The sequence below is a fragment of the Aliiroseovarius sp. genome (genome assembly GCF_030148435.1).
Classification (GTDB): domain Bacteria; phylum Pseudomonadota; class Alphaproteobacteria; order Rhodobacterales; family Rhodobacteraceae; genus JASBTN01.
In genome coordinates this window covers 79568-91141 of sequence record NZ_JASBTN010000038.1, presented here as the reverse complement: position 1 = coordinate 91141, position 11574 = coordinate 79568, and the positions used below count along the sequence as shown (strand labels likewise).

The following is an 11574-nucleotide window of genomic DNA, read 5'->3' as shown; positions in this document are numbered from 1 at the left end:
GTCCACCCGCCCCCGCAGGCGCGAGGCCGCCCCATCCATCAGGTCGCGGGCCTGGGCCGGCAGGAACCGGTCGGTGATATAGCGATTGGACAGGCTTGCGGCCGATACGATCGCCGCATCCGACACACGCACCCCGTGATGGGCCTCATACCGGCCCTTCAGGCCACGGAGGATGGAAATCGTGTCCTCCACTGTCGGCTCGTCCACATAGACCGCCATGAAGCGTCGGGCGAGTGCCGCGTCGCCTTCCACATATTTGCGGTATTCATCCAGCGTGGTGGCGCCGACACAGGGCAGCTCCCCGCGCGCAAGCGCCGGTTTGATCAGGTTGGCGGCATCCATCGCGCCATCCGACTTGCCCGCGCCGACCAGCGTGTGCATTTCGTCGATGAACAGGAGGATTTCCCCCGCAGCCTCGGTGATTTCGGTCAACACGCCCTTCAGGCGCTCCGCGAACTCACCGCGATATTTCGCCCCGGCGATCAGCGCGCCCATGTCCAGCGCCATCAGTTTCTTGTTGCGCAGGCTTTCGGGCACGTCGCCATTGACGATGCGCAGGGCCAGCCCCTCGGCTATCGCGGTCTTGCCGACGCCGGGTTCGCCGATCAGCACCGGGTTGTTCTTGGTCCGGCGGGAAAGCACCTGCATGGCGCGGCGGATTTCCTCGTCGCGACCGATAATGGGGTCGATCTTGCCCTGTTCGGCGGCCTCGGTCAGGTCGCGCGCGTATTTCGCCAACGCCTCGTAGGTGTCCTCGGCCGAAGCACTGTCGGCGGTGCGGCCCTTGCGCACCTCGTTGATCGCGGCATTGAGCTTGCGCGCGTCCACGGCGCCCGCATGCAAGGCATCACGCGCCTTGGATTTGACGACCGCCAGCGCGGTCAGCAGCCGTTCGACGGGAACGAAACTGTCGCCTGCCTTCCCGGCCAGTTTCTGCGCCTCGTCCACGACCAGGCTGGTCGCATTGTCCATGTAGAGCTGGCTGGCATCGCCCGACACTTTCGGCGTCTTGGCGATCACACCATCCACGGCTTCGATCACGCGCGAGGGTTCGCCGCCCGCCTTGCGGATCAGGTTCGCGGCCATGCCTTCGGGATCATCCATCAGGGCCTTGAGCAGATGCTCGGGCGCAAGGCGCTGGTGGCTCTCGCGCATCGCGATCGTCTGGGCGGCCTGAATGAAGCCACGCGACCGCTCGGTGAACTTGTCCAAGTTCATGTCTCTCTCCTTCCATAAGCGCCCGAAATCGAAATGCCCGCTTGGCGGCACATCCCATGGTGGGCCTTGCAGGAAATGTGGGGGCGAAATCGGCCGCGTGCAAGGGGGCATCCGGAAGGCGCGTGCGCAAAGATCGAGATGCGCTAGGTGTGCCGGTCGATGAGGCGATCGCGGGCGATATCCCGGCCGCCGGACTGCGAATGGCTTGACCTTTACGGGGGGATTGCCCCACATGCGCGCAACCTGCCCGTATGTTAAGGAGCCCCCCATGTCTTTCCCTGCCGATGACCGCCTGATCGTAGCCCTGGACGTGCCCAACGCGTTGGAAGGTCTGCAACTGGCCGAAAAACTGGGCGACAGCGTGAGCTTCTACAAGATCGGGCTGGGCATGCTGACCGGTGGCGGGCTGGCATTGGCCAACGAGCTGAAGGGCGAGCTGGGCAAAAAGATATTCCTCGACATGAAACTGTTCGACATCGGCAATACCGTCGAAGCGGCCGTGCGGGGGCTGTCGCAGTTCGATCTGGACTTCCTGACCGTGCATGGCGACCCGCATGTGGTGCGCGCGGCCGCCGAGGGCAAGGGCGGCAAGGACATGAAGATCCTCGCCGTGACCATTCTGACCTCGCTGGACCGTTCGGATCTGGACGCCGGGCTGATCAAACCGGGCGAGGTGCAGGACCTTGTGCTGGAACGCGCCGCCCGCGCGATGGAGGCGGGCGCCGATGGTGTCATCGCCTCGCCGCAGGAGGCCGCGCTGATCCGCGCCCTGCCGGAAGCTGCCGGCAAGCTGATCGTCACCCCCGGCGTACGTCCCGCCGGTGCCGCGCTTGGCGACCAGAAGCGCGTGGCCACTCCGGCGCAGGCGATCCGCGACGGGGCCGACCACATCGTCGTGGGCCGCCCGATCAACCGGGCCGCCGACCCGAAGGCGGCTGCCCAGGCGATCCTGGCGGAGTTGGCCGGGGTCTGACCCGCCAGCCTCCCGGTTCCGAAACACGCGTTTCAGGCTGCGCAGCCTGTAGGCGCAACACCCCTGCCGCCGTGCTATCCTCCCATCATTGAAGAGGAGAGATTGCATGACCCACCCTGCCCCGGACCACGACACCGCCAAACGGCGCAATCAACTGGTGTTGGAGTACCTGAAAGTGCGCCGCGCGCTGGGGGGGCTGGGGGTGCTTCTTCCGGCCGCGTTGCTGGTCTATGCCGCCCTGCCCGCCGGGGCGATGCAGCCCTCGATCAGCGAATTCTACTACACCCATATGGACGGCTTCCTGGTGGGTTGCCTCTGCGCGATCGGTGTATTCCTGGCCAGCTACAAGGGTTATCCGCGCGACCCGGCCAGGGGCGAATGGCTCTCTGACCGCGTGTTGACCCTGGCCGCCGGGCTGGGCGCTTTCGGCGTCGCCCTGTTCCCGGTGCGCAACCCGGCCACGCCGAACCTCTGCACCGATCCGATCACCGTGGGGCTCGAATGTCACGCGGGTCTGCTGCATTTCGGGTCCGCCGCGCTGTTCCTTGTGGCAATTGCCCTGATGAGCATCTTTCAGTTCACCCGCAAGGACCGGGGCCCGATGCCGGGCAATCGCATCCTCTGGACGTCACACAATATCCTCTATGTCGCCTGCGGCGCTGTGATGCTGGCGGCCATCGGCGTTCTGGGACTGGTCGCGATGGTCCCGGCCATCAAGAGTTTCGCGGGGCGGGTGAACCTGATCTTCTGGGCGGAAACCGTGGCCGTGCTGGCCTTTGCCACGGCCTGGCTGGTCAAGTCCAAGTCGCTCGACCGGCCCCTGGCCGCGCTGTCGCGGCTTGGAGCGCAAGCTGGGCGATGAGCCCCCTCAGTTCTCGTTGATATCCGTGTCCCAGGTCTTTTTCTGACCCTTGCGCACGCCAAAAGCGCGGCGCAGCACGATCCACGAGAACAGCGAGACCAGTCCGAAAACAACCAGAAGCCAGGGCAGCGACAGGCCGAGCCCCAAGGCGATCAGCCCACCGACCAGAGCCGCCCCGATCGCAAAACCCAGATAGACGAAGCCCGGGGCAAAGATTTCCAGGATGGCCAGGACCAGGCCGACGGCGACCCAGACCCACCAGATGTCCCAGATCATTTCGGGACTCCTTTCAGCAGTTTGAAGGCATCCCCGAAGGCATCCAGCGCGTTGGCGGGCAGGATCACGGTCTGCTTGCCTTCGCCCGCACCGACCGCTGTCAGTGCCTCGACCTGTTTCAGGGCCACCTGATATTGCGCGGCCTCGATGCCGTTTGCCTTGATCGCCTTGGCGACGACCTCGGTCGCGTAGGCCTCGGCATCTGCGGTGATGCGGCGGGCCTCGGCCTCTTTCTGGGCCGCGTAGAGCTCGGCATCCGCCGCCAGTTCGACCGCGCGACGCTGCCCTTCGGCCTCAGTCACCTGGGCGCGGCGGGCACGTTCGGCATTGAGCTGCTGCAACATCGCCTCGCGGGTGGCGGCATCCAGGTTCACGTCCAGAATCTCGGCCCGGGTCACTTCGATGCCCCAGTCGTCCACGGCATCCGCAACCTGCATCTTGATGCGTTCGATCAGCTGCTGGCGGTTCGACTGCACTTCATCGAGGTCCATCTCGCCAATCCCGGCCCGCACGATGCCCGCCACCGTGGTGGCAATCGCCGCATCGACGTCACGGATGCGATAGACGGTCTTTTCCGGCTCAAGAATACGGTAGAAAACCGAGGTTTCGACCTGCACCAGAACGTTGTCCTTGGTGATCGCGTCCTGACTGGCGGTGGGCAGTTGGCGCTCCAGGATCGACACCCGGTGACGCACCCGATCCAGAAAGGGCACAATGAAGTTGATGCCCGGGCCCAGCACCGATTGCAGCCGGCCAAAGCGTTCGACCACGAATTTCTGGCTCTGCGGCACGATGCGCACGGCCAGAAACACGCTGATGATTATGAATAGGCCCAAGAGCAGCGGCACGACGCTTGCGCTGCCCACCAGCCCGACAATATCCTCTTCCCGCATGACAACTCCTGCCTGAATGTGGGTTTCAATTACTTCAAGATGGACGCCATCCGTCGTGTTTTCAAGCGGTTGCGCCCTCTCACCTGGCAGCATGCTACTGTTTGTGCACCTGCTCTGCATCCCCTATTCTGTGCCCATGCCCGCACTGTGTCGAGACTGTTTGACCACTTTCGAGGCCGGACGGCGTTGCCCGTCCTGCCGGTCCCCGCGCGTGCTGTCCCATCCCGAGCTGTTCACCCTGAAGGTCGCGCACATGGATTGCGACGCTTTCTATGCCAGCGTGGAAAAACGCGACAATCCCGAGCTGATGGACAAGCCGGTGATCATCGGCGGCGGCAAGCGCGGCGTGGTCTCGACCGCCTGCTACGTGGCGCGCATTCGCGGGGTGCGTTCGGCCATGCCGATGTTTCAGGCGCTGAAGCTCTGCCCCGACGCGGTGGTGATCAAACCGCGCGGCAGCCACTACGCCGCCGTGTCGAAACAGATCCGCGCGCTGATGGACGAGCTGACCCCGGCGATCGAGCCCCTGTCGCTGGACGAGGCGTTTCTGGACATGACCGGGACTGAAAGGCTGCACGGCCACCCGCCCGCCGTGATGCTGGCCCGGCTGGTGAAACGCATGGAGGACGAGTTGGGCCTGTCCGGCTCCATCGGCCTGTCCCACAACAAGTTCCTGGCCAAGATCGCCTCGGATCTCGACAAGCCGCGCGGATTTTCGATCATCGGCAAGGCCGAAACGGCCGCGTTCCTGCGCGACAAGCCGGTGCGGCTGATCTGGGGTGTGGGTCCGGCGGCGCAGGCGTCCCTGGACAAGGCGGGCATTCGCACCTTTACCGATCTCCTGCGGTGGGAGAAACGCGACCTGCACGACCGGTTCGGCTCGATGGGGGATCGGCTGTGGCACCTGGCGCGTGGCGAGGACAGCCGCCGGGTATCTGCCCATGCTCCGATGAAGTCGATCTCGAACGAAACGACCTTTTTCGAGGACACCGCCGACCCGGACATTCTGGACGGCCACCTGTGGCGGCTGTCTGAAAAGGTCGCCGACCGGGCCAAGGCCAAGGGCTCGGCCGGACGGGTGGTGACGGTGAAGCTGAAACGGGCAAATCACTCGGCGCTCAGCCGCCGGGTCAGCCAGCCGGACCTGACGCAAAGCGCCGACCGCATCTATCGCACCGCGCGCGCGCTTTTTGCCACCGTGGCGGACGAAGGCCCTTTCCGCCTGATCGGTGTGGGCATCAGCGACCTTGGCCCGGCAGAAGGCGCGGACAGCGCTGGCGACCTTCTGGACCCCCAGGCGACAAAACGGCGGGCGGCAGAGAAAGCCACGGACTCGATCCGCGCGCGGTTTGGGGATGGGGCGATCCTGAAGGGACGCGCGATCCGCTAAGCGTTTCTATTCGGCGGCCAGCGGCAAATCCGGGCGGCCCAGAGCGGCCAGCTCCGCCATGATTTCCGTCATCTGTCCGCGCAAGTTCGAGAAATTGCCGTTCGGGCGAATAAAACGCTCGTTCATGTAAAGGGCGCGGTCAATCTCGATCTGCACCACATGCTGACCCCGCGCCGGCCGGCCATAGTGCTGGGCCATGTAGGCCCCGGCAAAGGGCGCGTTGCGCGCGACCACGAATCCGGCCGCGACGAAGGCTGCTTCGACCCGATCGACGATGCCGGGCGCGGCGGAGGCGCCAAACCGGTCGCCCAGCACGATCTCCGGCCGGCGTCTGCCCCGACGGGTAAGGCTCTCGATCGCCTCATGCGGCATCGAATGGCAATCGAACAGAATTGCGTGCCCGAACAGACGGCGGCTTTCCTCAAGCAGCCTGGACAGGCGATCATGATAGGGGTGCCAGACCTCGGTCAGCCGGGCCTGCGCGTCGCCCAGGGTCATCTTGCCGCGATAAATCGCACGGCCGCCGGCCACGACACGGGGGATCACCCCCAGACCCGAGGCGACGCGCGGATTATGTCCGGGCCGCTTCGCCACCCCGCGAATCAGCGCGGGATCCAATTCCTCGGCCCCGCGGTTCAGATCGACATAGGCGCGCGGCGCCTTCGCGGCCAGCAAGGGCGCCCCATGGTCCGGGGCCGCCGCCAAAAGCTGGTCCACGAAAGCGTCTTCCGAGCTGCGAATCGTATGCGAATCAAGTATGGACGCCTTGAGGAAACTGCGCGCATATCCCCGCCCGCTGTGGGGTGAGGCAAAGACCACGCCGGTGGTCCGGGTGGAGGGCATCGTCAGGGTAAAGGCGGTATTCGGCATGCATCTTCCTTCGCCCCCATATAAAAGCAAAAATTCCTGCATCAAAAGCCCTTGAACCCGGCGCCGACTCCTTTTATAGACCCTCAAACCGGCGCGGGTCATTCCCGCGTCGCGTTGTTTGGGCCCGGGCCGCATACCGGGTTCAGTTAGAATTTCCGGGCGATTAGCTCAGCGGTAGAGCACTTCGTTGACATCGAAGGGGTCACTGGTTCGATCCCAGTATCGCCCACCATGAACCGCCGGAGCGATCCGGCAAACGGCAACTAGGCGCATGCGCGCCGGGAATAAGGAGAAGGGCACATGAAAGTCCGCAACTCGCTCCGCTCGCTGAAGAACCGGCATCGCGACTGCCGCGTGGTTCGCCGCAAGGGCCGCGTCTACGTGATCAACAAGACGCAGCGCCGCTTCAAGGCCCGCCAGGGTTAAGAAGGCCGAGCTTTTAGAAAAAAGGCCCGTCGGGGATACCCGGCGGGTCTTTTCTGTTGCGCCGTTCGAAACTGCGGCAACTTGCGCTGGAGCCCGATGCCGGCGTTCAAGAAGGCATGGAACGGGCTTTCCCGGTGGATCATCGCCCTTCCAACGGCCTCCACGAGAAAGACCCCGCAGCGCCAAGCCACAGGGCCTTTCCGGGGAGGAAACCCCCACGCGCGTCCGCAAGGCAAATTGGCCGCGCGTTTGCGGTCGCGTCAGTCGTAGCTGCGCGTGTCCTCGATGACCTTGCCGTCATTGGGCAGCGAACCGGGCGCCACCAGCTCGACCTTGCCCTTCAGTTTCAGGCTCTCGATGATCGACCCCTGATAGGCGGCGGCATCGGTCTTGTCGGTCTCGATCTGCACCCGCATCACATCGCTTTCCCCTTCGCGGGCAGCGATGACGCGGGCCTTGGTGACGTCGGCATGTTTGGCGACGAAGGCCGCGACCTGTTCGGGGCGCACGAACATGCCCTTGATCTTGGTGGTCTGGTCGGCACGGCCCATCCAGCCCTTGATGCGCATGTTGGTGCGGCCACAGGGGCTAGTTCCAGCCATCACGGCGGACAGGTCGCCGGTGGCAAAGCGGATCAGCGGGTAGTCGGGGTTCAGCGTGGTCACAACGACCTCGCCCACCTCGCCGGGCGCAACCGGGTCGCCAGTGCCGGGGCGCACGATCTCGACAATCACGCCCTCGTCCACGATCATGCCCTCCATCGCCGGGCTCTCATAGGCGATATTGCCCAGGTCGGCGGTGGCATAGCTTTGCAGGCAGGTAATGCCGCGATCGGCATATTCCTGGCGCAGCGAGGGGAACAGAGCCCCACCGCCCACGGCCGCCTTGGTGATTTTCAGCTTTACCCCTTCCGCATCGGCGCGGTCCAGGATCACCTTCAGGTAATCCGGGGTGCCGGCGTAGGCCGTGGTGCCGATATCGGCGGCGGCGCGCACCTGCAGTTCGGTCTGCCCCACACCGGCGGGCACCACCGCGGCCCCGACTGCGCGGGCCCCGTTTTCAAAGATCATGCCGGCCGGCGTCAGGTGATATCCGAAACAGTTCTGCACGATGTCGCCTTTGCCGACACCACAGGCCTTCAGGAACCGCCCCATGCGCCACCAGTCATGCCCCTCCCCACCCGGCTCATAGATCGGTCCCGGGGACTGGAAGATATGGGCGAATTCATGCGTCGGCAGAGCGGCGAACCCGCCCAGCGGGCCGGACGCGGCCTGGCTCCTGCCGATCTCGGACTTGCGCAGCACCGGCAGGGCGGAAAGCGCCCCGGCATCTGTCACGGTTGACGGATCGACGTCGGCCAGCGAGCCATAGCCCGGCAGCCCCCTGGCACGGGCGATCTGCTCGGGCAGGGCGCTGGCCAGGGCTGCGGCGCGTTCATCGGCCGTGCGGGTTTCCAGAGCGTCGAAATACTCAGACATGACAAGGACCCTTCCTGCTGGGGCGGCTGCGGAGCGTTTCGGCGGGCGAAACCCGGCCATGCACCGCATGCAATTGTGTACTGGGGTAGGTGTGGGTTATGTTCTGCGCCAAGGCAGAAGGGACCACGCGATGATGATCGATATGGCCAACCGCATTCGCTTTGATGAGGCCACCGAAACGGTGGAGCTGGATTTCTCGAACCTGTTCCTGGGGTCGGGCGCCGAGGTGGACGCGCTCTACGATCAGATCGAGGCCCAACTTGAGGCCAGCGCGTGGGACAAGTGGTTCGTGCTTCTGAACGTGACAGGCCTGCGCGTGGACAGTTTTGCCTGGGTGACGCAGAGCCGTCGGGGCAAGGCGCTGACCAAGAAATTCTCGATGGGCACGGTCAAGCTGGACGACAGCGACATGACCCGCGACGAACTGGCCCGCACGGCGGGAACCGAAGCGTTCAACCCGAACCTCTTTGCCGACCGCGACGCGGCGCTTGCCCGCATTGCCGAACTGCCGTCCGTGCGGCTGCCGAAACTCGACCGCACACCGCAATACGCGCCTGCGCAGATCGCCGCGCGCCTGCGGCTGGACGACGCCGCCCGGGTGGCCGAGATCGACCTGTCCGGCCTGAGCCTGCGTCATTCGGGTGACGTGAACGTGGTCTACGACACGATTGCCGAATTGCTGGCCGAAACCGGCCGCAAGTGGTTCTTCCTGATCAATACCCAAGGGCTCAGCGTCGAGCAGACCGCCTGGCTCAGCCAATCGCGCGCCGCCAAGCGGCTGCGGCTGGGCTTCAGCCTGGGCCAGGTGCGCTACGGTGCTGCCGCGCTGGAAAGCGACCAGGTTGTCGCCATCCGCCCGCTGCATTCCCGCGCCGAGGCCGTCGCCGAGCTGGACGCGCTGCGCGCCCAGGTCGCCTGAGACGTCGCCTGACAGCAGGCACACCCCGCCCGGCGGCGTGCCGAAACACACCCTGATATGACCGGTTTTCAGGTCCATTACGACAGCCAACGCTTCCGGCGGCGGTAGGATCGCACGTCGCGGAAGCTCTTGCGGCCTTCCTCGGACATGCCCAGGTAGAATTCCTTCACATCCGGGTTCTCGCGCAGTTCCTGTGCGGGGCCATCCATCACGACGCGGCCCGATTCCAGGATGTATCCATAGTGGGCAAAGCGCAGCGCGACGTTGGTGTTCTGTTCGGCCAGAAGGAAGGTCGTGCCTTCGTTCTCGTTCACCGATTTCACGATCTCGAAGATCTGCTCCACCAGCTGCGGCGCCAGGCCCATGGATGGTTCGTCCAGCAGGACCGTTTCCGGGTTCGACATCAGCGCACGGCCCATCGCGACCATCTGCTGTTCCCCGCCCGAGGTATAGCCGGCCTGGGATTTGCGGCGCTCTTTCAGACGCGGGAAGTAGTGGTAGACCATCTCAAGATCCTTGGCGATCTCGGCGCGGCCATCCTTGCGGGTATAGGCGCCGGTCAGCAGGTTTTCCTCGACGGTCAGGTGTTCGAAACAGTGGCGGCCTTCCATCACCTGGATCACGCCGCGCTCGACCAGGGCCGAAGGGCTCTGAGAGGCCACGTTTTCACCGCGGTACTCGATCGAGCCCTTGGTGACTTCGCCGCGTTCGGAGTGCAGCAGGTTGGAAATGGCCTTGAGCGTGGTGGTCTTGCCCGCCCCGTTGCCGCCCAGGAGGGCAGTGATGCCACCCTTGGGCACCGACAGGCTCACGCCCTTCAACACGAGGATCACGTGATTGTAGATCACCTCGATATTGTTGACCTCCAGAAGGGTCTCTTCGGTCTTACCGGCGTCCAGCATGTTGGTCGTCCTGTAGTAATTCGTTGGGGGGATGTCCGGGCCCGAAGGCCCGGACATTGCTGTTCGCGATCGCTTACTTACACTGCGGCGCGATGTTGTTTTCGGCGGCATAAGCGGCCGAGTCAGCGTCGATCAGCGGCTGGATGACATCCATGTCCGACGGCGCGAACTCGGTGATCAGCGACCATTTGCCGGCCGAAGCGTCCCACTGCGAGATCGCAGCGGTGCCGGGGCCACCGTGGTTTTCACAGCTCACCGAGAAGGCCGGGCCGAAGCCCTCCATGCCCAGCTCTTTCATGCGGGCATCGGTGATTTCCAGCTGCTCCAGACCGTCACGCATCATCGACGAGGTGATGTCCGCGGTGCCGTGGATTTCCTGCGCCTTGCGGGCTGCCTCGGCGACCAGCATGGCGGCATAGACGCCACGGTTGTAGATCACGGTACCGACGTTGGTGCCGTTACCGGCGGCCTTGCCGCTGTCCACGACGTATTTCTGGATGTCGTCAAAGACCGGGTAGTCCGAACCCACACCGTGGAACGCAACCGCCTTGTAGCCGTTCGCGGCAGCGCCGGCCGGGGTCACGTCATGTTCGGCACCGGACCACCACACGCCGATGAAGTTTTCCATCGGGAAGCGGATGTTGGCGGCTTCCTGAATGGCAACCTGGTTCATCACGCCCCAGCCCCAGAACAGCACGTAGTCGGGCTTCTCGCGACGAATCTGCAGCCACTGCGATTTCTGCTCCTGGCCGGGATAGTCGACCGGAATGGCATTGAATTCGAAGCCGTGCTTTTCGGCCAGTTTCGTCAGGGTCGGGATCGGCTCCTTGCCATAGGCACCGTTGAAGTGCAGCAGGGTGATCTTCTTGCCTTCCAGCGAACCGTTGTTCAGCGACAGCACGTAGTTCACCGCGGCCGAGGCACCGTTCCAGTAGTTGGCCGGGAAGTTGAACACGTGGCTGAACACGTTGCCGTTCGCGGCCGAGGTGCGGCCGTAACCCGGGGTGTAAAGCGGGATGTCGTCAGCGGTCGCCTTGGGGATCAGCTGGTAGGTGATGCCGGTCGACAGCGGATTGTAGAGCAGCGCGCCCATACCCTTGGTCGATTCGTAGCATTCCACACCCTTCTCGGTGTTGTAGGCGGTTTCGCACTCGGGCACCGAAACCTTGACACCACCGATGCCGCCGTCACGCTCGTTCAGCAGGGTGAAGTAGTCGGCGTAACCATCCGCGTAGGGGATACCGCCAGCGGCAAAGGGGCCGGTCCGATAGCTGAGCGACGGGAATACCAGCTCCGCCATCGCGGGCGCCCCCACCATCAATGTCGCGACGGCTGCCGCTGCGAGTTTCTTCATCTTCATTTTTGCT

Annotated in this window: 12 protein-coding genes and 1 tRNA gene; 6 read left to right on the top strand and 7 right to left on the bottom strand. The window is 64.5% G+C overall.

The features are described 5' to 3' along the window. Positions 1-1218: Clp protease N-terminal domain-containing protein (locus Q1V43_RS06810; protein WP_300515639.1), on the bottom strand; the 1218-nt coding region annotated here is incomplete at its 3' end. A gap of 268 nt (positions 1219-1486) precedes the next feature. Here Q1V43_RS06810 and pyrF point away from each other — a divergent pair. Together pyrF and Q1V43_RS06800 are read left to right on the top strand one after the other, a co-directional pair. Further along, positions 1487-2191, top strand: a complete 705-nt coding sequence (gene pyrF / locus Q1V43_RS06805; RefSeq protein WP_300515637.1) for an orotidine-5'-phosphate decarboxylase — start codon at positions 1487-1489, stop codon at positions 2189-2191. Positions 2192-2297: 106 nt separating this feature from the next. Continuing rightward, the gene (locus Q1V43_RS06800; RefSeq protein WP_300515634.1) at positions 2298-3053 is read left to right on the top strand and encodes a hypothetical protein; all 756 of its coding nucleotides are present in this window, start codon (positions 2298-2300) and stop codon (positions 3051-3053) included. Positions 3054-3059: 6 nt separating this feature from the next. On the opposite strand, the gene Q1V43_RS06795 is transcribed toward Q1V43_RS06800, so the two are convergent. Together Q1V43_RS06795 and Q1V43_RS06790 are read right to left on the bottom strand one after the other, a co-directional pair. Further along, a complete protein-coding gene (locus Q1V43_RS06795; RefSeq protein WP_300515631.1) occupies positions 3060-3329 on the bottom strand; it encodes a hypothetical protein in 270 nt (89 codons plus the stop codon). Next, on the bottom strand, positions 3326-4222 hold the full coding sequence (locus Q1V43_RS06790) for an SPFH domain-containing protein (RefSeq protein WP_300515628.1): 897 nt from the start codon (positions 4220-4222) through the stop codon (positions 3326-3328). The genes Q1V43_RS06795 and Q1V43_RS06790 overlap by 4 nt, the downstream gene beginning before the upstream one ends. Before the next feature lie 136 nt (positions 4223-4358). On the opposite strand from Q1V43_RS06790, the gene Q1V43_RS06785 reads away from it, so the two are divergent. Beyond that, complete coding sequence (locus Q1V43_RS06785; RefSeq protein ID WP_300515625.1) at positions 4359-5612, top strand: DNA polymerase IV; 1254 nt, start codon at positions 4359-4361, stop codon at positions 5610-5612. A gap of 6 nt (positions 5613-5618) precedes the next feature. Here the strand turns inward: Q1V43_RS06785 and Q1V43_RS06780 are convergent, their stop codons facing one another. Continuing rightward, complete coding sequence (locus Q1V43_RS06780; protein WP_300515622.1) at positions 5619-6482, bottom strand: N-formylglutamate amidohydrolase; 864 nt, start codon at positions 6480-6482, stop codon at positions 5619-5621. Between the two features lie 157 nt (positions 6483-6639). On the opposite strand from Q1V43_RS06780, the gene Q1V43_RS06775 reads away from it, so the two are divergent. Together Q1V43_RS06775 and ykgO are read left to right on the top strand one after the other, a co-directional pair. Next, positions 6640-6714: transfer RNA gene (locus Q1V43_RS06775), tRNA-Val, on the top strand. A 68-nt stretch (positions 6715-6782) separates the two neighbouring features. Next, entirely contained in the window at positions 6783-6908 is a 126-nt protein-coding gene (gene ykgO, locus Q1V43_RS06770) for a type B 50S ribosomal protein L36 (RefSeq protein ID WP_005850168.1), read from the top strand. A gap of 260 nt (positions 6909-7168) precedes the next feature. Here the strand turns inward: ykgO and Q1V43_RS06765 are convergent, their stop codons facing one another. Beyond that, positions 7169-8386, bottom strand: coding sequence for a phenylacetate--CoA ligase family protein (locus Q1V43_RS06765; RefSeq protein WP_300515618.1), 1218 nt, complete (start codon positions 8384-8386; stop codon positions 7169-7171). Between the two features lie 130 nt (positions 8387-8516). On the opposite strand from Q1V43_RS06765, the gene Q1V43_RS06760 reads away from it, so the two are divergent. Beyond that, positions 8517-9305: a hypothetical protein gene (locus Q1V43_RS06760; RefSeq protein ID WP_300515615.1), complete on the top strand. Its 789-nt coding sequence runs from the start codon at positions 8517-8519 to the stop codon at positions 9303-9305. A 77-nt stretch (positions 9306-9382) separates the two neighbouring features. Here the strand turns inward: Q1V43_RS06760 and Q1V43_RS06755 are convergent, their stop codons facing one another. Then, positions 9383-10207, bottom strand: coding sequence for an ABC transporter ATP-binding protein (locus Q1V43_RS06755; protein WP_300515613.1), 825 nt, complete (start codon positions 10205-10207; stop codon positions 9383-9385). Positions 10208-10280: 73 nt separating this feature from the next. After that, complete coding sequence (locus tag Q1V43_RS06750) at positions 10281-11567, bottom strand: ABC transporter substrate-binding protein (RefSeq protein WP_300515611.1); 1287 nt, start codon at positions 11565-11567, stop codon at positions 10281-10283. Positions 11568-11574: the final 7 nt, after the last annotated feature.